This is a genomic window from Flavobacterium sp. GW823-FHT04A11, from assembly GCF_058796535.1.
In genome coordinates, this window is the sequence record NZ_CM179503.1 from 4,582,348 (window position 1) to 4,606,010 (window position 23,663).

At 33.3% G+C, this 23,663-nt stretch carries 18 protein-coding genes; 4 read left to right on the forward strand and 14 right to left on the reverse strand.

Annotated features, from left to right (window positions below):
* Positions 1 to 44: 44 nt before the first annotated feature.
* Together AC3QL1_RS19555 and aroC are read right to left on the reverse strand one after the other, a co-directional pair.
* Positions 45 to 1,325, reverse strand: coding sequence for a dicarboxylate/amino acid:cation symporter (locus tag AC3QL1_RS19555; RefSeq protein WP_492493811.1), 1,281 nt, complete (start codon positions 1,323 to 1,325; stop codon positions 45 to 47).
* Between the two features lie 52 nt (positions 1,326 to 1,377).
* On the reverse strand, positions 1,378 to 2,436 hold the full coding sequence (aroC, locus tag AC3QL1_RS19560) for a chorismate synthase (RefSeq protein WP_395335879.1): 1,059 nt from the start codon (positions 2,434 to 2,436) through the stop codon (positions 1,378 to 1,380).
* A gap of 188 nt (positions 2,437 to 2,624) precedes the next feature.
* On the opposite strand from aroC, the gene AC3QL1_RS19565 reads away from it, so the two are divergent.
* A complete protein-coding gene (locus tag AC3QL1_RS19565; RefSeq protein ID WP_492493812.1) occupies positions 2,625 to 3,449 on the forward strand; it encodes a UDP-2,3-diacylglucosamine diphosphatase in 825 nt (274 codons plus the stop codon).
* Between the two features lie 158 nt (positions 3,450 to 3,607).
* The gene (locus AC3QL1_RS19570) at positions 3,608 to 4,105 is read left to right on the forward strand and encodes a hypothetical protein (protein ID WP_492493813.1); all 498 of its coding nucleotides are present in this window, start codon (positions 3,608 to 3,610) and stop codon (positions 4,103 to 4,105) included.
* Positions 4,106 to 4,267: 162 nt separating this feature from the next.
* On the opposite strand, the gene AC3QL1_RS19575 is transcribed toward AC3QL1_RS19570, so the two are convergent.
* The 7 genes from AC3QL1_RS19575 to AC3QL1_RS19605 all read right to left on the reverse strand — a co-directional run bounded on the left by AC3QL1_RS19575 (position 4,268) and on the right by AC3QL1_RS19605 (position 11,940).
* Complete coding sequence (locus AC3QL1_RS19575; RefSeq protein WP_492493814.1) at positions 4,268 to 4,690, reverse strand: protease complex subunit PrcB family protein; 423 nt, start codon at positions 4,688 to 4,690, stop codon at positions 4,268 to 4,270.
* A gap of 15 nt (positions 4,691 to 4,705) precedes the next feature.
* Positions 4,706 to 5,851 (reverse strand): N-acetyl-alpha-D-glucosaminyl L-malate synthase BshA, encoded by a 1,146-nt coding sequence (gene bshA, locus AC3QL1_RS19580; RefSeq protein WP_492493815.1) that lies wholly within the window; start codon positions 5,849 to 5,851, stop codon positions 4,706 to 4,708.
* Between the two features lie 1,052 nt (positions 5,852 to 6,903).
* Positions 6,904 to 7,386 carry an ABC transporter ATPase gene (locus tag AC3QL1_RS19585; RefSeq protein ID WP_492493816.1) on the reverse strand — a complete coding sequence of 161 codons (483 nt, stop codon included), beginning with the start codon at positions 7,384 to 7,386 and terminating at the stop codon, positions 6,904 to 6,906.
* A gap of 128 nt (positions 7,387 to 7,514) precedes the next feature.
* Positions 7,515 to 8,306, reverse strand: coding sequence for a (Fe-S)-binding protein (locus AC3QL1_RS19590; protein ID WP_492493817.1), 792 nt, complete (start codon positions 8,304 to 8,306; stop codon positions 7,515 to 7,517).
* Positions 8,307 to 8,448: 142 nt separating this feature from the next.
* Positions 8,449 to 9,786: a 4Fe-4S dicluster domain-containing protein gene (locus AC3QL1_RS19595; protein WP_492493818.1), complete on the reverse strand. Its 1,338-nt coding sequence runs from the start codon at positions 9,784 to 9,786 to the stop codon at positions 8,449 to 8,451.
* 16 nt (positions 9,787 to 9,802) lie between these two features.
* Positions 9,803 to 10,768: an MlaD family protein gene (locus AC3QL1_RS19600; protein ID WP_492493819.1), complete on the reverse strand. Its 966-nt coding sequence runs from the start codon at positions 10,766 to 10,768 to the stop codon at positions 9,803 to 9,805.
* 50 nt (positions 10,769 to 10,818) lie between these two features.
* Complete coding sequence (locus AC3QL1_RS19605) at positions 10,819 to 11,940, reverse strand: N-acetylmuramoyl-L-alanine amidase family protein (RefSeq protein WP_492493820.1); 1,122 nt, start codon at positions 11,938 to 11,940, stop codon at positions 10,819 to 10,821.
* 82 nt (positions 11,941 to 12,022) lie between these two features.
* Here AC3QL1_RS19605 and AC3QL1_RS19610 point away from each other — a divergent pair, with 82 nt between their 5' ends.
* Positions 12,023 to 14,719: a putative LPS assembly protein LptD gene (locus tag AC3QL1_RS19610; protein WP_492493821.1), complete on the forward strand. Its 2,697-nt coding sequence runs from the start codon at positions 12,023 to 12,025 to the stop codon at positions 14,717 to 14,719.
* A gap of 86 nt (positions 14,720 to 14,805) precedes the next feature.
* Positions 14,806 to 15,186 (forward strand): RidA family protein, encoded by a 381-nt coding sequence (locus AC3QL1_RS19615; protein ID WP_492493822.1) that lies wholly within the window; start codon positions 14,806 to 14,808, stop codon positions 15,184 to 15,186.
* Positions 15,187 to 15,274: 88 nt separating this feature from the next.
* Here the strand turns inward: AC3QL1_RS19615 and AC3QL1_RS19620 are convergent, their stop codons facing one another.
* From AC3QL1_RS19620 to AC3QL1_RS19640, 5 genes are all read right to left on the reverse strand, one after another.
* Positions 15,275 to 15,649, reverse strand: coding sequence for a methylglyoxal synthase (locus AC3QL1_RS19620; RefSeq protein WP_492493823.1), 375 nt, complete (start codon positions 15,647 to 15,649; stop codon positions 15,275 to 15,277).
* Between the two features lie 10 nt (positions 15,650 to 15,659).
* Positions 15,660 to 16,511 carry an N-acetylglucosamine kinase gene (locus AC3QL1_RS19625; RefSeq protein WP_042565053.1) on the reverse strand — a complete coding sequence of 284 codons (852 nt, stop codon included), beginning with the start codon at positions 16,509 to 16,511 and terminating at the stop codon, positions 15,660 to 15,662.
* Positions 16,512 to 16,642: 131 nt separating this feature from the next.
* A complete protein-coding gene (gene gap / locus AC3QL1_RS19630) occupies positions 16,643 to 17,647 on the reverse strand; it encodes a type I glyceraldehyde-3-phosphate dehydrogenase (protein WP_492493824.1) in 1,005 nt (334 codons plus the stop codon).
* Positions 17,648 to 17,737: 90 nt separating this feature from the next.
* Entirely contained in the window at positions 17,738 to 18,724 is a 987-nt protein-coding gene (pfkA, locus tag AC3QL1_RS19635) for a 6-phosphofructokinase (RefSeq protein ID WP_492493825.1), read from the reverse strand.
* A 305-nt stretch (positions 18,725 to 19,029) separates the two neighbouring features.
* On the reverse strand, positions 19,030 to 23,481 hold the full coding sequence (locus tag AC3QL1_RS19640; RefSeq protein ID WP_492493826.1) for a translocation/assembly module TamB domain-containing protein: 4,452 nt from the start codon (positions 23,479 to 23,481) through the stop codon (positions 19,030 to 19,032).
* Positions 23,482 to 23,663 lie beyond the last annotated feature (182 nt).

The following is a 23,663-nucleotide window of genomic DNA, read 5'->3' on the forward strand; positions in this document are numbered from 1 at the left end:
ATTTGGGTATAGAAAAGCTACAACGTTTTTCTAAGAAATAAATTTTAAATTTCAGAAATACTATCTGATTCTTTATCTCCTTCCCATTTTCCAACAACTGAAGTTGCCAAAGCATTTCCTAACACATTTGTGGCACTTCTAAACATATCACAAAAATGATCGATTGGCAATATTAGTGCAATTCCTTCAACCGGAATTTTAAACATTCCGCAAGTTGCCGCAACAATAACTAAACTCGCTCTTGGTACACCTGCAATACCTTTACTGGTTAACATTAAAACCAAAAGCATTACCATTTGCGTTCCTAAATCTAAATGTACTCCGTAAAATTGTGCGATAAAAATACTTGCAAAAGTCATGTACATCATACTTCCGTCAAGATTGAATGAATATCCAAGCGGTAACATAAAAGATACAATTTTATCTTTTACGCCAAAACTTTCCAGTTCTTCTGTTAATTTAGGGAAAACAGCTTCACTGCTTGTTGTTCCAAACGCAATCGCTAATGGCCCGATAATTCGTTTTAATAATTCAGTCATTCTTCCTTTTAGGAAAATATATCCAACTGCAATTAAAACAACCCATAATGTGCTTATTCCGACTAAAAATGATCCGAAAAATTTAAAATAAGTTATTACCAATTCTTCTGCATCTCTTATGGCAAAAACTCCGGCAATGGCACCAAAAACACCAATTGGAGCGAAGTTCATTACATAATTTACCATTTTTAAAACAATGTGCGAAAATTTATCCAAAGCATTGATAACCGGTTTTACGGTACTTCCTAAAGATGCCGCCGCTAATCCGAAAAAGATTGAAAATATTACAATCTGCAAAATTTCGTTTGTTGCTAACGCTTCAAAAATACTTTTAGGAACAATGTGTTCGACAAAATTTTCAACAGATAATGTTTTTGTTTTACCGGTTACTTCAGAAGCTGCCGACATATCAATATGTTCCAGCTTGATACCTACTCCCGGTTCTAATAAATTTACATAAAACAATCCGATCAGTAATGAAATAAACGAAGCAGTAAAAAACCATCCAAGTGCTTTTCCACCAATTCTGCCTACTGTTTTAATATCTCCCAGTTTCGCAATTCCTACTACCAAAGTGGTGAATACTAAAGGCGAAATAATCATTTGCACCAATCTAATAAAAATAGTTGCCAGCATTTTTATTTTAGCACTAAAAGATTGTGCTGCTTCAGGCGAAATTGAATTGTGCAATATAATTCCAAGAGTAGCTCCAAGAATCATTGCAATTATAATTTGTCCTGTTAATCCTGAAAGAAATGATTTTTTTTTAGTTTCTGTAATTTGCATTAATTTGTTTTTTTAGATTAAAATATTAAGACCCTCACTGTCTTAACTTTTATTAATATGTTTTGTTGATTAAGTAAAAATCAGCCAAAACAATCGCGGCCATTGCTTCTACAATTGGCACTGCGCGAGGCACTACACATGGGTCATGACGGCCTTTACCGGTCATAGGTGTAATATTTCCTTTATTATCTAATGAATCCTGAGTTTGCATTATCGTTGCAACCGGTTTAAAAGCCACTCTGAAATAAATATCCATTCCGTTGCTAATTCCGCCCTGAATTCCTCCTGAAAGATTTGTTTTTGTAGTTCCGTCAGGATTATATAAATCGTTATGTTCGCTTCCTTTCATTTCAGAACCTGAAAATCCGCTTCCGTATTCAAAACCTTTTACGGCATTTATAGAAAGCATTGCTTTACCTAATTCGGCATGCAACTTATCAAAAACAGGTTCGCCTAAACCAACCGGAACATTTTGAATTACGCAAGAAACAACACCGCCAACAGTATCTCCCTGTTTGCGGATATCACGAATATATTCTTCCATAATTGCTGCTGATTTTTCATCCGGACAACGAACAGGATTGCTTTCTATTTTCGAAAAATCCAATTCCTGATATGGTGTATCTAAATGAATTGGTCCAACAGACGAAACGTAAGCATTAATTTTAATTTCCGGTAACATTTGCTTAGCAATTGCACCTGCTACTACTCTGCTCGCTGTTTCACGCGCTGAACTTCTTCCGCCACCGCGATAATCACGAAAACCATACTTTTGATCATATACATAATCGGCGTGGCTTGGTCTGTAATTGTCTTTTATATGAGAGTAATCGTCTGATTTTTGATTGGTATTCGGGATAATAAAACCAATTGGAGTTCCGGTAGTTTTACCTTCAAAAATTCCGGATAAAAACTGAACTGCATCCGGTTCTTTTCTTTGGGTTACGATTGCGGATTGTCCCGGTTTTCTGCGTGACATTTCGACTTCAATCGCTTCTAAATCAAGTTCTATTCCTGACGGACAACCGTCTATAATTCCACCTAAAGCTTCGCCATGAGATTCACCAAATGTAGTAACTTTATATAGAGTGCCGTAGCTATTTCCTGCCATTGTATCTAGTTTTGAGCAAATGTAAGTTTTATGAATTAAATTAAAAAATTTAAAATTGGTATTATTAAATAAAGGTTAAGTCATTTAAAAATCACAATTAATTAAAATTGTAGCCAAATTGGTAACCTTTTGATAAAACAAAACCAGTCAGAGTTTCTTTTATTTGTTAAACTTCAAAATAAGAAAAATTGAAAAAACGAAATGTCGAACTGGTCGTACTTTCAGATGTCCATTTGGGAACTTACGGTAGTCACGCCAAAGAACTAAACAACTATCTGTCAAGCATTAAACCAAAAACATTAGTCTTAAACGGCGATATTATTGATGCCTGGCAATTTAGAAAATCCTACTTTCCGAAAGCACATTTAAGAGTTATTCAAAAAGTAATCGGAATGGCTTCTAAGGGGACAAAAGTCTATTATATCACTGGAAATCACGACGAAATTCTTAGAAAATTTACCGACATGAATATGGGAAATTTTTCTTTGGTCGATAAATTAGTTTTAGAATTAGACGGAAAAAAAGCATGGATTTTTCACGGAGACGTTTTTGATGCTTCTGTACAGCATTCAAAATGGATTGCCAAACTGGGTGGTTTAGGTTATGATTATTTAATTCTTATCAACCGTTTCATCAATTGGATATTATCTAAATTAGGACGTGAACCGTATTCATTTTCTAAAAAAATAAAAGCAAGCGTCAAAAAAGCCGTGAAATTTATTTCGGATTTTGAAACAACAGCAACTGATCTGGCGATAGAAAAAAAATACGATTATGTAATTTGCGGTCATATCCATGAGCCTAAAATAATTACCAAAGAAAATAAACACGGATCTACTTTATATCTCAATTCAGGAGACTGGATTGAAAATCTAACCGCATTAGAGTATCATAAAAAACGCTGGAAATTATTTTCTTACTCACAAACTAACTTTACCGAAGAAGAAAATCTTTTTGAAATGGAAGACATATTAAGTAACCATTTAATCACATCTATTCTTAAGCAAAAATAAAGCATTAATACAGAGTGACTTATATCATAAAAAAGAAATTTGATTTTTGATCTTGCCTACAAATCAGTCTAAATGTAAATTATATAACAATTTTATAGAATCTTATACGTTTTGACTTTTAGACTAATTGTAAGTTTGAAAAAAATTAAGACAACATTATGAAAAAAATCGTTTTATCTGCCATTATGCTATTAGGTTTAGCATTTACAGCTCAATCACAAGAAATTTCTAAAAACGCTTTAGGATTACGTTTAGGAGACAACAACGGATTTGGAGGCGAGGTATCATATCAACTAGGGTTAAACCAAAAAAACAGACTTGAATTTGATTTAGGTTTCAGAAACAGCAGCGATGTAGATGCTATAAAAGCTGTTGCTCTTTACCAATGGGTTTGGAATATTGATGGAGGTTTTAACTGGTACGCAGGTGTTGGTGGTGGTGTAGCTGCTTGGGATCATGATTATTACTATAACAACGGAAGATATAACGACAGCGGAACTTATGTTTTTGCAGCCGGAGATATCGGTATAGAATATAGATTTTCTGAAGCGCCAATTACACTTTCATTAGATGCAAGACCTGAAATTGGTTCTGGATATTATGACGATGACAACTTTGGTTTCGACGTTGGTCTGGGAGTAAAATTCAGATTCTAAAATAAAAATAAAAAATAATTGTAAGAAGAAACCTGTCGCGTAATACGACAGGTTTTTTTTATATTCTTATGTTAAATGATTTATCAGACTGAAAGAAATCGAAATCTTTGTCAGGCTGAGCGGAGTCGAAGCTATTGTTAGGCTGAGCGGAGTCGAAGCCTCTTATTTTACTATAATTTCTTTTTTAGAATGAACTCTCACAACCGTATACGGATAAGTAATTACCTGTGTCACCATAGCATCAGGAGCCGGATTTTTTTCTTTTACTGTAATAATGATATTTTTATCCGTTTCTTCGACTTTTTCAACACCAATAGAATATCCGCCGGTATTTTTTTCGCCCATATTCAGGATAACATAATTAGAATTACTAATATCGGACTGCTTCATTTTATCAGCCAAAAGCGGGTCATTTTCAAGCATTTTGATTTCGTTAGGTTCTGTCAAAATTTCAAAAAACTGAATATTTCCACCTCCGTCAGACTGTTCTGTCAAAACTTCATAAAGCACCTTTGAATCTGATGTCTTTTTTGCTCCACAGGAAATTAAAACAAAAACTGCTAAAACCGAAATAACTTTTTTCATCCGTTTACTTTTTAATTATTGTTTTTCATACTTATAATCATCAATTGCCTTTTGATACAAAGCCTCATATTTTGGCAATATATTTTGAATGTCGAATTTTTTTGCAACCTCTAAAGCATTTGCCTTAAACTGATTTAGAACTTCGTCATCTTTTAAAATTTTAATTGCATTTGCCGCCATTTCATCTACATTTCCAACATTGCTTAGATATCCGGAATAATCATCAAAATTTACTTCAGGCAAACCACCTGAATTACTTGAAATTACCGGAACACCGCAAGCCATAGCTTCCAAAGCTGCCAAACCAAAACTTTCTGTTTCTGACGGAAGTAAAAACAAATCGGTTAAAAGTAAAATTTTATCAATTTCATGACTGTTACCAAAGAAAATTACTTTATCATAAATCCCCAATTCCATACATAAAGCTTCTGCTTTTTCTTTTTCAGGACCATCACCAACCATCATCAGTTTAGCCGGCATTTCTTTCTGGATATTATAGAAAATTTTGATAATATCCGGAATACGTTTTACCTTTCTAAAGTTACTGATATGGGTAATAATACGCTCATTTTCTTTCGCCATTACAGAACGATGACAAGGCGCCAGAGGATCTTTTTTAACTTTATCCAGTTCAATAAAATTCGGGATCACCTTAATTTTATTCTTTATTTTGAATAATTTCAAAGTATCATCTTTCAAACTCTGCGAAACCGAAGTAACATAATCTGATTTATTGATACTAAAAGTTACGGCAGGTTTATAAAACGGGTGATTTCCAACCAATGTAATATCCGTACCGTGAAGCGTAGTAATCATCGGAAGATTAATTCCTTCGTTTTTAAGCATTTGCTTGGCCATATAACCTGCATAAGCGTGTGGAATCGCATAATGCACGTGCAGCAATTCAATCTTATATAATTTTACCATATCAACCAATTTGCTCGATAAAGCCAGCTCATAAGGCTGATAATGGAAAAGAGGATATTCTGGAACGTTTACTTCGTGATAATGAACATTTGGATTCAAAAGTGCCAACCGAACCGGCTGACTATAAGTAATAAAGTGAATTTCGTGTCCGCGTCTGGCTAGTTCAAGGCCCAATTCTGTAGCAACTACGCCACTACCGCCAAAAGTCGGATAACAAACTATAGCTATTTTCATGTATTAAATTTAATAACTACGAAAGTACTCAAAAATAGCGTTTAATTGAAGTTTTACATTGTTAGATTTTTGTGAAGATTAGATTGATCAGAGTATTAGATTGTTACGGATTTGACAATGACTTATAACATTTGGGCAAATATGCCTTTGTCATTCTGAGCGGTCCCGAAGCTTTGGGAGAGGCTTATATTTTTATTAGAAGCAGAAGATTTATTTTCAAAAGAACCACTTGTCCCGCTGTCCGCTAAATCTTTTTCTGTCTAAAAAGCCAGAAAAAGGATGCCGCTCCCATCGGGGCTAGATTAGAGGTTTTAGTTTTTATTAGACTTTATGTTTTAAACCTGTCAGGTTTGTCGCCATTTAGCTTTGTCAAAGTTTAAAACTTTGACAAAGGTGTCTTTGCCAGAAACGAAGCAAACATAATAAAATGTTCTATAGATTATGTGTAGTCCCTACGGGACAAATTTGTTGTGTATCTTGTTTTTTTCTACCGACATATAACTCCTAACGGAGTAGAGTTTGCAGAAAATTAAATGTTTAAAAAAAGTTTGCATCAATTCATTTCTATCAAATTTAATTTCCATCAAAGTATACCTCGTAGAGGTTAAATGTAGGTAGAAAAATATATACGCCCCAATGATAATTGTCCCGTAGGGACTACATCTAATCTTGGCTTAAAAGAATGCTTTATTTAGCAAATGAGATTGCTTCGTTCCTCGCAAAGACAAATACGCATAAAGTAAACCCGACAGGTTTTAAAAACCTGTCGGGTTTCTCGTGATTTACCTTCAAAGTTTAAAACTTTGACAAAGCTTTTTTCCACAATCTTGTCATTTCGACGCAGGAGAAATCACACTAGAAACTCCGCATAATATATAGCCAATCTTTGTAGAGTTACGCGTGTGATTTCTCCTGCGTCGAAATGACAAACTATACCAACGTAAAACCTGAAACCTGAAACTTGAAACTTTGAAACAAACCAAAACTTTCAAGCCACAAAAAAAGGCACAAAATCTAAATTTCATGCCTTTTAAAATATGTTATAATTTCTCTTAGAAAAACCTGCTATGCCAGCTATCAGCAGCAGGAACTTCCCAGGATTCATTAAATTCTTCGATGTTGTTTACTAAATTATTAAAAACAATCGTATTCTCAGATACCGATTTGTCTTTAACCATTTTCTTGAAATCGATTAAAGGTTTGTGTGCGATATGTTCGCCAAGTTTAAAAGTAACGTTCATTTTATCTAGTAAATCAACGTTATATTTTCTCTCTAAACTCTGAATAAATTCAACCGAGCTATCAATTGAACAACCTGTTGCCGCCTGCACATCCTGATTTACAGCCAAAATAATAAATCGGTTGTATTTTAAAAGATACGAAGCTTCAAGACTCGTTCCGTGTGCTGCCCATTCTTCAACAAAAGCTTTTAGGTCAGTTTCTATTTCAGAAAATTCTTCCTCAGAAAATTTTCTGTTTGATTGATAAATCCAAACTCTGGATTCACCAGGTAAATTTTCAAAAGGTATATACATTTTTAATTCTTCTTTAGTTTAATTTGTTTCAAGTTTCAGGTTTCACGTTTGGTCAACCTTTTCGAATTTTAGTTTCTGTCAGGTTAAAAAACTTAGAATCTTAGCATCTTAGCAACTCAGAACCTTAATTACAAATCCTGCGCATTAGCGATCAACTCCGCAATATCCATTACTTTTACTTGTCCTTCTTTTTCTTTATTTTTAATACCATCCGTTAACATGGTATTACAGAATGGACAACCTGCAGCAATAATATCTGGCTGTACTTCTAAAGCATCTTCGGTACGCAGTACGTTTACTTCTTTGTTTCCTGGTTCGGCATCTTTAAACATTTGCGCCCCACCGGCTCCACAACATAATCCGTTTGCTTTTGAGCGTTTCATTTCGACTAATTCAACATCAAGTTTCTGAATTAAATCTCTTGGTGCTTCATAAACTTTATTTGCTCTTCCTAAATAACAAGGATCGTGAAAAGTGATTTTTTTCCCTTTAAACTGCCCACCTTCAACAGTTAATCTTCCATCATCGATTAATGATTTCAAAAACTCTGTATGATGAATTACATCGTATTGACCTCCTAATTCAGGATATTCATTTTTTAAAGTATTAAAACAATGCGGACAAGCTGTAACAATTTTTTTTGCTTCATAAGCATTCAGAACCTCGATATTCATCATGGCCTGCATTTGAAACAAAAATTCATTTCCGGCACGTTTTGCAGGATCTCCAGTACAGCTTTCTTCAGTACCAAGAACAGCAAATGAAACGTTTGTACGATTTAAAATACGTACAAATGCTTTTGTAATTTTCTTTGCTCTATCATCAAAACTTCCTGCACAACCTACCCAAAACAAAACTTCTGGTTGTTTTCCTTCGGCCAGCATTTCTGCCATTGTTGGTACTACTAAACTTTCTGACATCTTCTTTTTTTTGTTTAATCGGTTAATTGTTAAGTTGTTTAATCGCTATAACGATCTTGATTCTAACTTTACTAAAAACCGAAAAATTATTTTATTCATCAGTTAAACGGTTAAACAAATAACCAATTAAACTTATTTAATTCTAATTTTCGTTCTTCCAGTTCAATCTGTCTTGTTGATTGTATTGCCAAGGCGCTCCATTATTTTCAATGTTTGTCATCATGGCATTCAGTGACATTGGAGCGGCACTTTGTTCCATCACTAAATAACGGCGCATATCCATAATAATAGACAACGGACTAATATTTACCGGACATTCTTCTACGCAGGCGTTACAAGATGTACAAGCCCATAATTCTTCGGGAGTAATATAATCGTTTAATAATGTTTTGTTATCCGGTACAAAAACACCTTTATTGGCGTCGATATTTTTTCCAACTTCCTGCAAACGATCTCTTGTATCCATCATAATTTTACGAGGAGACAATTTTTTACCGGTTTGGTTGGCAGGACAAGCTGAAGTACAACGACCACATTCTGTACAAGTATAGGCGTTTAATAACTGAACCCAGTTTAAATCCTGAACATCGCTTGCACCAAATTTACTCGGAGAAGCATTTTCATCCACGGGAGCAGCAGCAAACGGATCTGCATTTGGATCCATCATTAACTTTACTTCTTTGGTAACCGATTCTAAATTATCAAATTTCCCTTTCGGATTTAAATCTGCAAAATAGGTATTCGGAAATGCCAACAGAATATGCAAATGTTTTGAGAAGTATAAATAGTTCATGAAAACTAAAATACCTGCGATATGCAGCCACCAAAAAACTTCAAATAATAATCCGACTAGTTTGTTTGATACTCCATTAAAAATAGGCGCAATAAACTGACTTATTGGAAAACTTCCTGCTTTATGAAAATGAGAAAATCCTCCCGGAACATTTTGTAAATGCAAATCAGAAGCATTCATTAATAAAAACAAAATCATCAAAACAGTCTCGAAGTATAAAATGTAATTAGCATCACTTCTTGGAAATCCGTTTAAATCCGGATTTATAAAACGTTTTAATCTGATTATATTTCTTCTGATCCAGAATACAATAACCGCAACAAGAACTAAAAATGCCAATATTTCAAATGAAGCAATTAGAACATCATAAACAACACCTAAATAAGGAGCAAATATTCTGTGCGTGCCAAATAAACCATCAATGATGATTTCCAGTAATTCGATATTAATAATAATAAATCCTACGTAAACAATAATATGCAAAACGCCCGCAACGGGACGTTTCACCATTTTAGATTGTCCAAGAGCAATCAAAGCCATGTTTGCCCAACGTGCCTTTGGATTGTCTTTTCGATCTACATCAACTCCTAAATTAATGTTTCGGATAATTTTTTTTACACTCGTCGCAAAAAAACCAAAACCTGCTATCAGAAGTATAGCGAATAAAATATTGTCTAAATAACTCATTCTTTATTATTCTTAATTATTTTTTGTCAGTAGTTTTTGTCTCTTCTACAGGTGCAACGTATGGTTTATTTTTCTTTCCAAAAAGAGAAACATTGACGTAGCGTGTCGGGTAAAGACGAACATCCTGCAATAATAATTCTAATTCTTTTGAAGTTTTAGAAAGATTATTATACAAAGCATCATCGTTTAATAATTTACCGGCAGTTCCTTTTCCTGAGTTTAAGTTACTCATTAGCCCGTCAACTTTAGCCAAAGTCTGGTTTAGGTTTCTAACTGTTTTACCTAAATCTGCTTTGTTTAACGAATCTGATATTTTATTGAAGTTGCTTGACATTTTATTTAAATTCGTCACAACTCCGTTAATCTGACCTTTGTTTGTATCTAAAATAGAATTCAGACTTCCTGAAGCTCTATGAAATTGCTCCATCGTCTGGCTTAATTCTGATAATGATTTTTTCAAATCTTCCTGTCCTTTTTTGTCCAAAACATTGTTTAAACCGGCAACAAGCGTATTAATATTCGCAAGCATTAGATTTAACTTTTGCTCAATTGGCTCAATTTTACCGCCTAAAGATTCTGTTAATCCTAATTCTACAGCAGTTTCAAGAGTTTGTCCGTCAACAGCCGGATCTTTATCTGCAAGATTCGGAATAATTTTGATTTGTTTTCCTCCTATTAAACTCGGAGAATATAAGGCTGCTTTACTGGTTTTAGAAACTGGAAAATCAGTTTTTAACTGAAGTTCTACTAATAATTTACCTGTAGTTTCGTTGATTGTAATTTTATTTACTTTACCAATTCCAAGTCCGTTTAAGGTTACTGGTGCTGATTGTGCCAAATCTTCAACATTGTCATATTCAACATAAAATGTTTTATAATTTGTAAAAAGATCTTTGCCTTTTAAAAAGCTATATCCCCAGATAAATAATAAAATTGATGCGATGACTAATATAGCCGTTTTAATTTCTCTTGTTACTTTCAAAATTCTAAGTGTTTCTACAAAATTAATATAAATATTCGAACTTGTTGCTATTATTTAATTGCGTCCTGAATATTGATTTTTTCTCCATCTTTAGTTGCAACTAAAAAAGCGGCTCCATATCCTTTACTTTTAGCCTCTTGCAAGTATTTTTTTGCCACTTCATAATCCGAAGTTTCCTGATAAAAATACTTATAGTTGTTATTTTCGTACAACATAGTAACGTTTTTAAGCCCTTTGAAGTTTTTAGGCTCTAAAGCTGTTTTTTTGATACTGGCAATAAGCTGCACCTTGAAAAAAGTACCTTTTGGAGCATTTTTTATTACTGTAGGCGTTTCGGCAACTTTAGGTTTTGCAGTCGAAGTGTCTTTTACAGGTCTTGTATCTGTTTCCAGAACTCCAGAACCAAAGTATTCTCTTTTATAGCTGATGATCGCTTCGGCAATGGCTTTTGCAATATCGTTTTGCCCTTCTTCAGAATTCAGGATATTTCCTTCTGTAGGGTTAGAAACGAATCCTGTTTCTACTAAAACCCTTGGCATATACGCTTTATGCAGTACCATAAAAGGCGCTTGTTTTACTCCGCCCTGACGCAATTTTTTCCCTAGCCTATCAAAATTATCTTCAATTTTGCTGGCTAACGAAATACTGTTATCCATATATTCTTCCTGCATTAACGTCATTCCAATCATTGATTCAGGAGAATTTGGATCGTAACCTTCGTATTTACGCTTATAATCTTTTTCTAATGTAATTACAGAGTTCTCTTTTTTAGCGGCTTCAAGATTCGATGCTACTTTACTCAAACCCATTACATAAGTTTCAGTTCCGTCTGCAGCGGTATTTTTGTTTGCATTACAGTGAATAGACACAAAAATATTCGAATTTGCTCTGTTTGCGATATTGGCTCTTTCGACAAGATCAATAAAAACATCTGTCTTGCGCGTATAAATAACATCGATATTAGGACTGGCTTCTAATAACTTTCCAACTTTTAACACAATAGCCAGCGCAATATTCTTTTCTATCCTTCCACTGTAAACGGCACCAAAATCATGATCACCGTGTCCTGCATCAAGAGTTACTTTAAATACATTTGATTGACTGTAAGCACAAAAAGTCGTTATCGTTAGAAAAAAACTAAAGATTAGTCTAGTTTTGTTAAATATGTTCATAAATCTAAAAGTTAATTTTAATAAAATGCAACTGCTATAATTTTTACAATTGATTATTTTTGCCAAAAAATTATATGTAAGTTTGACATGTCAAAAAACAAGCCATACTTTTACAAAAATAGCATTTAAACCTTTGCATACAAACTTATTTAATATCGTTTTATTATCATTTTTCCTAACACTAGGTTGTGGTAAATTATATTCGCAAGAGATAAAATCTAAAAAAAATCCATTATCAACTGAAAAACAAACAGATAAATCAAAATCTGCTGTTACAGATACCATAAAACTGGATACCGTAAGACCTACCAAGACTTTTTTGGATGGAAAGGTAAAATACAGAGCAAAGGATTATGCCAAGATCGATCAGAAGAAAAAGTTGATTACTTTATATAATGAAGCAGAATTATACTACAAAGATGTGGAGCTAAAATCGGGCATCATTGTTCTTAATTATGAGAAAGATGAAGTTTATGCCGGCAGAATAAAAGATTCTGCAGGTGTGTTAACGCAGTATCCAAACTTTAAGCAAGGTGCCAGCGAGGTTCAGCCTGATTCTATTCGTTTTAATTTTAAAACAAAAAAAGCTTTAATTTACAATTCAAGAACCGAACAAGGAGAATTTAAAGTTAAAGCTGCTATCACTAAAAAAGAAAACGACTCTGTTTACTTTTTAAAAGATGCGAGATTTACGACTTCTAAAGATGTGGACAATCCTGAATATTATTTCAGAACAAGCAAAGTAAAGTTTATTCCAGGAAAAAAAGTAATTACAGGTTTAACCAATATGGTTATTGCCGACGTTCCTACTCCACTGGCTTTGCCTTTTGCTTATTTTCCTATGAGTGAAGAAAAAAGTGTTTCAGGAATTATTATTCCAAGTTATAACGACTCAAATACACGTGGATTTTCGCTTCAAAACATGGGGTATTATTTTGCTCTAAGCGATAATTACGATTTAACGGTTCTGGGAGATTATTATACAAACGGAAGTTATGCCATGCGATTTGAATCGGCGTATGCAACCCGATATAAATACAGGGGTAATATTAATGTTCGTTTTGAAAACCTGATCAGCAGCGAAAGAGGTTATCCGGATTATTCGAAACAGAATATTTACAACATTCAGTGGTCGCATTCAAAAGACACAAAGTCGAATCCGAATTCTACTTTTTCTGCGTCTGTAAACATGGGTAGTAGTAAATACTTCAAACAGTCTATTAATCAGGCTAATGTTGGATCAAATTTGAATAATACATTAAGTTCTTCCATATCTTATAATAAAACATTTAATACGATTCCGCAGGCGAGAATATCGTTAACGGCAACGCACTCTCAAAACACGCAAACCGAAGTCATAAACATGACGTTACCTACTTTGCAGGCAAGTATTGATCGTGTGTATCCGTTTGTGGGTAAAGACGGCGTAAAAAAAGGTTTTATAAAAAACATCAACTTACAATATAATTTAAGCGGTAAAAACAACATTGTTACTACGGATTCTTTATTCTTTAAACCTCAAATGTTTAGAGATGCTCAAATAGGAATGCAGCATTCGATTCCGATTAGTACCAACTTTAAAATATTTAAATATTTTAGTGCTGGAGCTTCTACCAATTATCAGGAAACATGGGTTACCAAAACAATTCAGAAAGAATATAATACAGACTTAAGCCGAGTAGATACCAAAACTATTAATGGTTTTGATGCGTTTAGAACTTATAATTTCAGTTCAAATTTAGGAACTACGATTTATGGTACTTTTAACTTTGGAGACGATAAAAAAATTCAATCGATTCGCCACGTTATGCGTCCAACTATTACGTACGCTTACACGCCAAGTTTCGAAAAATATTATGATACTTATGCTGTAGATGCTTCGGGTAGAATTACAACTCAATACACCCGATTTGACGGTGGTGTTTATGGTGCTCCAAGTAAAGACAATTCTAACATTGTGGCGTTTGCTTTAAGCAACACTTTTGAAGCAAAAGTAAGAGACAAGGACAGCACAAAAACAGAACCTAAAAAGATTATGTTACTGAACAACTTAAACTTCAGTACGAGTTATAATTTTAACGCTAACGGAAAAGAAACTTTAGCCTGGCAGCCTGTTCTTGTAAGTGGTGGAACTCAATTTTTTGACAATAAAATGAATGTCAATTTTGGTGCGACTTTAGATCCTTATGCGATTGACAATTCCGGAGCCAGAATGAATATTTATAACATCGATAATGGTGGAAGTTTATTTAGAATGACAAGCGCCAATTTAACTTTGAATTATTCCTTTTCGAATAAGGGACAAAAAGAAGAAAACAAGCAAAGTGAACGGAATGGAGGTCGTAAAGATGATTTATTTGGTACCAATACCGATTTAAATGACAGTAGAAACAGCCAGTTTGCTAACGAAAAAGACGACGATGAAGATGTAATTACGGAGTTCTTTAACTCAAAATTACCGTGGGATATGACCTTGGCCTATTCCCTTACCTACTCAAATGTAAACAGGGAAAATAAAATAAGCAATAATTCAATTATGATTTCGGCCAATATGGATATCACTCCAAAATGGAAGGGCGGAGTTTCTACCGGTTATGATTTTGTACAAAAGGGAGTTACATTTACTCAATTCCGTTTTGAAAGAGATTTATTAAGCTGGAGAATGGCTTTTAACTGGACTCCTCTTGGGGTAAATTCTAACTGGAATTTCTTTATCGGAATTAAATCGGGTGTTCTTAGTGATATTAAATGGAACAAACGAAGTACTTCTAATCGATAATAAATCGTATTTTAGATTAATAATTTTCTCAACCATTAATTCTTTGTGGCTGAACAATCTATTTTGGTATTTAATAATCAATTACTATGAAAAAAATAATTTTTACAGAAAAAGCTCCGGCTCCAATTGGACCTTATAATCAGGCTGTATTATCAGGAAACACACTTTATGCTTCTGGTCAGATTGCCATTAATCCTGCTTCGGGCGAAATCATTACAGAAAATATTAATGACGAAACGCATCAGGTTATGCAAAATATTGCTGCTATTCTGGAAGCTGCAGATATGACTTTTGAGAATGTTGTAAAGGCAACAATTTTCATTATGGATATGAATAATTTTGGCGCTATCAATACAGTGTACGGATCTTATTTTGACGAAAAAACGGCTCCGGCACGTGAGACAGTTCAGGTAGCTTGTTTACCAAAAAACGTAAACGTTGAAATTTCTATAATTGCTGTACAGTAAGACTTTATATCGTTCAAAATTAAAAGCATAAAAAAAACCGTTTCAATAAATGAAACGGTTTTTTTTTATATAATGAATAAATGAAATTTTATAATTGCAAGGCGACAGCATTTAGCAATAATTGAGCAGAAGCTTCATTTGTTGCCAAAGGTACATTATGTACATCGCAAACACGAATAAGCATATTAATATCGACTTCATGAGCATGGCTTGCGAGAGGATCCTTAAAAAAGAAAACCATCTGCGTTTTACCTTCGGCAACACGTGCAGCAATCTGTGCATCACCTCCCATTGGTCCTGAAAGCTTTCTTTTTACCTTAAAACCAGCATTTATAGCTTTACTTCCGGTAGTTCCTGTTGCAATCAGTTTAATATTTTCCTGAAGAAGAAGTAATTTGTTTTTATTTAAAAACTGAACCATATCTGCCTTCTTTCCATCGTGAGCAATAATAGCAATTTCCATAAATAATCAATTATTGATTAGCAACGTGGTATGCAATTAATCCGTCAATAGGTCGTCTTAAAACATTTCCTAATTGAAGTTCATATTTATCAAATGTTTCCTGTAATTCATCTTTTAGATAAAAAGCAATTGAACCAACGAAATGAACCGGAACTTCTTTACAATTATCAAATTGTTTGATATAATTTTTTACGAAAGATTTCATCCCTTTGAAAATGATTTTTCTGCAAAATTCTGAATCTTTATGTTTGATTAGGAACTTGGCAAAAGTCGCCAGATATGCATTTGGGTTTGGCTCTTTGTATAATTTGTTTTTGATATAATCAGCATCTAAGTTATATTCTTTTTCAAATTCAACTGCCAGTTCTTTAGGCATTTTATTGAAATAATATTTTCTGATTAATTCTTTTCCGAAAACATTTCCACTGCAATCATCCATGGCAATATACCCTAATGATTGTACTTTTTGATGCAATACTTTTCCATCAAAATAACTACAGTTAGAACCTGTTCCTAAAATACTAACGATTGCTTCTTCCCCTTTTGGAGTTGTTGCATAAACTGCTGCATACGTATCTTCGTGAACTTCAACAATAGCGTTATTGAAATATTCCTGGAATATTTGCGAAAGTGCTGTTTGCATTCTTTCAGTTCCACAACCTGCTCCGTAGAAGAATAAGTGTGTGGCATTTTTTTTATTTTGCAGAATATCAAAACGATCATTTAATCTTGAAACAATTTCAGGACCGTCAAGAATTTCAGGGTTTAATCCCAAAGTTTGTGTCGTGAATAATACTTTTCCATTATCATCAATTGCAATCCAGTCTGCTTTTGTAGATCCACTATCAACTATTAATTTCATTTTTTTTTAGTTTTTTGGATTAGTTTTTCCTCATCAATTTAAAAGTGTATTTTTTACATTAATTAAAGACAAAACAAAATAAGAAAATCCCGTTACCATGAGATAACGGGATTTGCCAAATTTATACAATATTATTTTAAACCTGCAATATGCACAGATAAATCGATCAATTTAGAAGAGTATCCGTACTCATTATCGTACCAAGATACTAATTTAAAGAAAGTTGAATTCAAACCAATTCCTGCAGTAGCATCAATAATTGAAGTTCTTTTGTCAGAAATGAAATCCTGAGAAACAACTGCATCTTCAGTATATCCTAAGATACCTTTCAACTCATTTTCAGAAGCTTTTTTCAAAACAGCCATAATTTCCTCATAAGAAGTTTCTTTAGCTACTTTTACAGTTAAATCTACTGTAGAAACGTCAGCAGTAGGAACACGGAAAGCCATACCTGTTAATTTTCCATTCAATTCAGGAATTACTTTTCCAACTGCTTTAGCAGCACCTGTTGAAGAAGGAATGATATTGATTGATGCAGCACGTCCACCTCTCCAGTCTTTTCTTGAAGGCCCGTCAGCTGTCATTTGAGTTGAAGTTGTAGCGTGTACAGTTGTCATTAAAGCTTCTACAATTCCAAAGTTATCATGAATAACTTTAGCTAAAGGAGCTAAACAGTTTGTTGTACAAGATGCGTTAGAAACTACTATATCAGAAGCTTTTGCAGTTTCGTGATTTACTCCCATTACAAACATTGGAGCATCTGCAGAAGGAGCAGAAATAATTACTTTTTTAGCACCACCTTTAATGTGTTCATTTGCAGTTTCGATAGTTGTGAAGATACCAGTACATTCTGCAACTACATCAACATCAACTTCGTTCCATTTTAAATCAGCTGGATTTCTTTCTGCAGTGATACGGATATTTCTTCCGTTTACAAAAAGTTTTCCGTCTTTTACTTCTACAGTTCCGTCAAAACGACCGTGAACTGAATCATATTTTAATAAGTAAGCTAAGTGATCTACATCTAATAAATCGTTGATTGCTACTACTTCTACATTATCTCTGTTGAAAGACTCTCTAAAAACGATTCTTCCGATACGTCCAAATCCGTTTATTCCTAATTTTACTTTTGACATTTTACTTAATTTTTGCTTTTGTTTTTATTACACTAATTTAAAGTCTAATTTCCTCACAATAAACTTCATTCCTTTTTTAAACTTTTATTTTTATGTTGACATGATGTCAGACACTCTCAATAATTCTCTATCAATTTCAGATTTCCCTTTAATTGCTTGTTCTAATGGCGTTAACGCAACTTTATCTGCCTGAAGACCTACCATATAATTAGATTTACCTTCAATTAAAGATTCTACTGCTTTTACACCTAAACGGCTTGCTAAAACACGATCAAAACAAGATGGAGAACCACCACGCTGCATGTGTCCTAAAACAGAAACTCTTACGTCGTACTCAGGTAAATTAGCTTCCACATAATCTTTTAATTCGAATACGTTTTTACCAATTTTATCTCCCTCAGCAATAACCACTATACTTGATGATTTTCCTGAAGCTTTACTTTTTTGAAGAGAGTCTAGCAATCTGTCTAAACCTAAATCTTCTTCAGGAATAAGGATTTCTTCGGCACCGGCTCCAATACCTGCGTTTAGAGCGATGTGCCCTGCATCTCTACCCATAACCTCTACAAAAAATAAACGGTTATGTGAACTTGCAGTATCTCTGATTTTATCGATACAATCTACGACTGTATTCAAGGCTGTATCATATCCTAAAGTATGACTTGTACCAAAAATATCATTATCAATTGTACCTGGAATTCCCATTACAGGGAAATCAAATTCTGAATTAAAAATCAAACCTCCGGTAAAACTTCCGTCTCCACCAATTACAACAAGAGCATCAACTCCGGCTTTTAAAAGGTTTTCATGGGCTTTTTTTCTACCTTCAGGGGTTCTAAACTCAGTAGAACGTGCTGATTTCAGGATCGTTCCTCCTTTGTTTACAATATTATTTACACTTCGAGGGCCCATTTCTTTGAAATCTCCTTCGATCATTCCTTGATACCCTCTATAAATTCCTATGCATTCTATATTATGATAAGCACATGTTCGAACAACTGATCGTATTGCGGCATTCATTCCTGGTGAGTCTCCTCCTGAAGTTAGAACACCAACTTTTTTTATTGTTTTTGGCATTATTTAAGTATTAAAGTGTAAAATTAGCAAACATTCACCACTTTAGAGGTGGTGATTGTCATAAATTAATAAAATATGTTAAATTCAAACGTTTTCGTTAATAAGTTTTTTGATATGAAAAAATTCATATAAAATAATAAAAGGCGTATTTTTTAATTAAATCTTTAAAATTAACAATACTTTAATGAAGTGTTATAAAAATCTGGAGCAAGCCATTTTTAAAAATTACAATCTCTAAATTTAGCACAAAAAAACCATTCTTAGAATGGTTTTAATAAACTTAACAGTTTTATAAGGTATTCAAATTAATAATCATTGTCATCAGGAATATAACCTTGATTATTTGTTGGCTGTGTTTTAGGCTTTTCTTCCTCTTTTTTGTCGGATTTCTTTTTATTCTTATCCGTAGTTTTTGAACTCGAGAAGTTCATATAATCAGGGTTTACATAAGAATCCGGCAAATCATCAGTAGAAGTTTTTAAAGCTCTTTCTAATTTATGGCTTTTGAATATTTTATTTACTAATTCGCTAAAAGTATCAAAATCGACTTCATACGAAATACCAACTCCCTGCGTATAACCAATTCCCTGACCTACATAATTGATATCATTTTCTTTATTGAACAAACGAAGATTCATTGAACCGTCTTCGTTTACACGATACAAAATTTCAATATCTCCAACAATTGCAGATTCATTAACACCTCCAACCGGAACTCCTAATTTTCCGTTTATGGATATTTTTTCATTAATCTGAGACGATATATTCGCCACAAACTGACCATCGGCTTCCTGACCAATTCGTTTATCTGCAGAGATAAAATTCAAATCAATATTGAATTTATCATTATCAGATTTAATAATTCCGCCTAATAAACTCGCAGCGGTTTCAGCAAATGTTCCCGATAAATCACTTTGATTAAATCCATCCGGACTCATAAACGAACCCGTTGACAGTAAATACAATGCCTGTGTCTGACGCACATCTTTATCGTCTAACTTATATTGTATCTCTGATTTTAAAACATTACTTACCGATGGAAACTGGATATCAAAATTAGGTTCAGGACTTGTTAAATCCCCTCGTAAACCAATCACCACTTCTACCGGCACTTTTTTATTGAAAGAAGAATTTTCTAATAATACTGCAGGATTTGCAGATGTTCTGTAAACTGCTTCAAGATTCAACTGGGCTTTCATCGGGTTTCCTTCCCAAATAATAGATCCTCCTTTTTTAACGGCGAATTTTTTATCGATTAAACCTCCGTATTTAAAGTTATACGTTCCTTCGTATGCCTGGAAATCTCCCCACATATTAAATTTACCAAGCGTATTGATCTTAAATAATAACGAACCATATCCTTTTCCTTTCATCCCGTGACCTGAATTTCGATCCAGAATTACTTCTACTTCAGCATCTGGCGTAATATCAAAATCAAATTCTAACTCAAGTCCATTATAGTTTCGGGTTTTTTCTACAATACCATTTGCCAGATTATATTTCTCTTTTGGCGTCACAAAATGGATCCAGCTGCTCTCTCCTACACTTTGTACATTATTAATAGGGATCTTAACTTCGGTTCCTTTTTCAGATTTAGCGTCTACCTTTATAAATAAACTTTCTGTCGGACCTTTTATACTTGCCGTTCCATTAATAAATGCAGTTCCAAAATAAGCGGCGTCATCACTGTCTTTTGTATCTAGCGCTAATAATCTTTTTGACGTTATAGTTAAATCCAGTTTCCAGTCGCCAAAATTATGATGTTCTATACTTCCGTTCAACAATCCTTTTGTGTTATATTTAGTATCTGTTAACTGATTATTTCTAAACAAAAATTTCTCATCGGTTAAATCAATAACGGTTCTGTCGCTTAATTCATAATCTGTATTAAGGTACGGAATTGTCATTCCGGCTTTTTCTACATATAATCTACCGTTGATTTCCGGCTTTTTAAGATTACCCACCACTGCGGCATTTCCGGACACACTTCCCCTGACATTCGACAAAACATCTCCGCCGACAGTTCCTAAAGTAGCCAGATTAAAGCCTTCTAGTTTTAGCTTTAAATCCAGAATAGTCTCTTTGTTTTCAATAGCAAAATTTCCGCTGGCGTTAAACGACTCTGAAAATCCATTTTGTATCGAAGAATTTATGGTGAATTTTTTGAGGCTCTGATCTCCTGAAATATCAAAATTCAAAGTCCCTAATTCTATTTTATTCAAGTTAAGATGATCAATAACAATAGATGCCGTGGGCTGATAAACATCTTTATTCTGTTTGAAATTGACATTTCCGTTCAAATTACCATTAAAGACAAATTTTGATGTTAATGGCGTAATCTTATTAATATCAACATCTTCAAAATTCAGCACTATATCCTTATAATCGGTGCCTTTTATGACGCCGTTTAAGTCAATTTTCTGATCTTCATGCGATAAAACAATATTATCAATATTAAAGTTCTTGAAATTTTTATCAAAAACAATTTGATTGTCTGCTCCGTCTTCTTCGTTTAAATACCATAAATAATCCTTGAATTTCATCTCGGATTTTTTGATACCTACAATATTATTTTTGTTTTTATCAATAGTATGATACAAGTTCATATTAAAATAATCATTGCCTTTTTCGCCGCCTTTAAATTCTGAACGAACAAATAAAGTATCTTTTGAAGTTACATTGATTAAATTGAAATCACGAATTTTATAATAAGGAGTTTTGATACTATCCAACTCTATAAAAGCATTATAAAGCGGATTTTTATTATCAATATTAATTCGGATATTATCAAATGTGTTTTTTGCAGCGGTTACTTTTTGCGATCTGAATCTAAATTTAAATTCATTCAAATCAGCATCAATTTTTCCACGAACAACAGTTGATGAATCAACATTGATTTCAGGATACAACATTTCGACAACCTTATCGTAAACATGAAAGTTGAAACGCAAAAATTGTCCTTTTTTAACTTTGTAAGGTTTGTAATTCGTATAAAGACTTCCTACCGAATTCATTACCAGTTTATCTAACTGGGCAAACTGAAATTTACCCACAATTTTACCATTAACAACATCTGTAGAATTAATGGTTATGGTTCGCAATCTATCAGCATCAAAACTTGAATTAACACTTAATTCATCAAAAGCATAAGTCGATTTTGGATTTTGATAAATCGCATCTTTAATATAAATATTTCCCTGTAAATTTTCGATAGAATTTCCGGTAAGCTGTACAACCGCGTCTCCTTCAAAATGAGAAATCGAATCGTTTACGAATTTCAGTTTTCGCAAATCGGCATTTTCAACATTGATGTGGAAATCATATCTGCTTTCGCGTTTACTTAAATCCACCAAACCATCAAAAGTTAAAGTCAAATTAGGATCATTTATAGAAATCTCTCCTTTATAATAAGGCAGTTTAAAATTACCATTAACAACAATATTATTATAAGTATATTTATTGTAATCCAGTTTTGCAATATCTCCTTTTACAATAGTATTTAAATATTTCTCTGTAAAACCAATACCCTCAACATCTAAATCTAAAGTTGTTTTTCCTAAATCCTTTCGCTGTAATAAGGCACCGACATCAAAATTTTCTAAAACAATATTTCCTGAATACGAGGCTTTATCGATAAAATCCATATTATTCAGATGCAAATTAACCTTTCCATTTCCTAAATCAGTGGCAATTTTAAAATCACTTTCTAATTCTGTTGTCGAAACTTTCGCTTTTCCAACAATATTAAATTTACCAATTCGCTTTAGTTCCTTTGGAAGTTTTTTACCTAAAACAACTGGCAGCAAAACCACCAAATTATCGTAGCTGGAAGTCAATCTGTCAAATTTTCCTTCCATTGAAAACTTCTGTTCTTTTGTCCCTAAAAGATTTTTGAAATTAATATTTCCAATAATTCTTGAACCGTTAGTATCGGTAAGCCTTAACCTTTTTAAATTTAAATCATTAAGTGTTCCTCTTATTTTACTTCTAAGTTTAAAATGCTGGTTTTTACCCAATCCGTCATAAAAATAACGAATATCATTTGTAGCAATCGAAGCCGAATCTACCGCCACATCAAACTTAACTTTATCTGTAAAAGCAAGGAAATCTCCAACATTATAATTTAAAATTGCTTTACCGTAAATTGAAGATCTTTTGGTTTTAATCGCCAAATTTTCAAGCTTAATTTGTTTCTTGGTATAGGCGAATTTTGCTGTCAAATTAGAAACATACAAACCGCGGTGGTCCATAAACGAAAATCGGTGAATGGTTGTATTTACATTTGGCCCCTCTAATTTAAACTCGCTGATATAAGCATTAAGCTTTTTAAAATCAATAAGTTTGGGTGTTCTTTTATTTTCATCAATTACCGAAAAAGTTCCTTTTGAAATGTAAGCGTTTTTGGCTGTCAGTAAAAAATGTTTATTGGTTTTTGATGGTTTATCAGAATCAAATAAGCGAATAAATTTATTGATGTTATTTTCGTTTTCGCCTTTATAAGTTTTCAGATTAAAAACCAGACCTGTTAAACGAAGATCACCAAAAATCAAATCGCCGTCAAGAAGTCTTTTTATACTCAAAATATCAGTACTGATAATATCTGAGTAGATTAAAGTTTTTTTATGATGATCGCGAATCAGAACCGTTTTTAATTTAACACCGCCAAAAATATTAATGGCAACTTTGTCTACGGTAATGTCGGTTTTAAAATCTTCATTTAGAGAATCCGTGATATATCGTGCAATTTTTGTTTGCACAATAGGCAAAGAGAGCGTTATAGCCAATGCCAACAAAAGTAAAATTAACCCAATTAGGGTTCGTGATATTATTTTCTTTACTTTTTTGATAGCTCTTTAATTTTAGTTTTCTTTTAAATTTACTTTGAACAGACAAAGAACGACTGTTTTTGATAAAAATTCTTTAATTTTGGCGTCTACTT

Bases quoted from the DNA above. Each gene is read 5' to 3' on its own strand.
- pfkA (WP_492493825.1), bottom strand. From the start codon at position 18,724: ATGCCAAAAACAATAAAAAAAGTTGGTGTTCTAACTTCAGGAGGAGAC.
- AC3QL1_RS19585 (WP_492493816.1), bottom strand. From the start codon at position 7,386: ATGTATATACCTTTTGAAAATTTACCTGGTGAATCCAGAGTTTGGATT.
- AC3QL1_RS19605 (WP_492493820.1), bottom strand. From the start codon at position 11,940: ATGAACATATTTAACAAAACTAGACTAATCTTTAGTTTTTTTCTAACG.
- bshA (WP_492493815.1), bottom strand. From the start codon at position 5,851: ATGAAAATAGCTATAGTTTGTTATCCGACTTTTGGCGGTAGTGGCGTA.
- AC3QL1_RS19555 (WP_492493811.1), bottom strand. From the start codon at position 1,325: ATGCAAATTACAGAAACTAAAAAAAAATCATTTCTTTCAGGATTAACA.
- AC3QL1_RS19575 (WP_492493814.1), bottom strand. From the start codon at position 4,690: ATGAAAAAAGTTATTTCGGTTTTAGCAGTTTTTGTTTTAATTTCCTGT.
- AC3QL1_RS19590 (WP_492493817.1), bottom strand. From the start codon at position 8,306: ATGTCAGAAAGTTTAGTAGTACCAACAATGGCAGAAATGCTGGCCGAA.
- AC3QL1_RS19615 (WP_492493822.1), top strand. From the start codon at position 14,806: ATGAAAAAAATAATTTTTACAGAAAAAGCTCCGGCTCCAATTGGACCT.
- aroC (WP_395335879.1), bottom strand. From the start codon at position 2,436: ATGGCAGGAAATAGCTACGGCACTCTATATAAAGTTACTACATTTGGT.
- AC3QL1_RS19595 (WP_492493818.1), bottom strand. From the start codon at position 9,786: ATGAGTTATTTAGACAATATTTTATTCGCTATACTTCTGATAGCAGGT.
- AC3QL1_RS19570 (WP_492493813.1), top strand. From the start codon at position 3,608: ATGAAAAAAATCGTTTTATCTGCCATTATGCTATTAGGTTTAGCATTT.
- AC3QL1_RS19625 (WP_042565053.1), bottom strand. From the start codon at position 16,511: ATGAAATTAATAGTTGATAGTGGATCTACAAAAGCAGACTGGATTGCA.
- gap (WP_492493824.1), bottom strand. From the start codon at position 17,647: ATGTCAAAAGTAAAATTAGGAATAAACGGATTTGGACGTATCGGAAGA.
- AC3QL1_RS19620 (WP_492493823.1), bottom strand. From the start codon at position 15,649: ATGGAAATTGCTATTATTGCTCACGATGGAAAGAAGGCAGATATGGTT.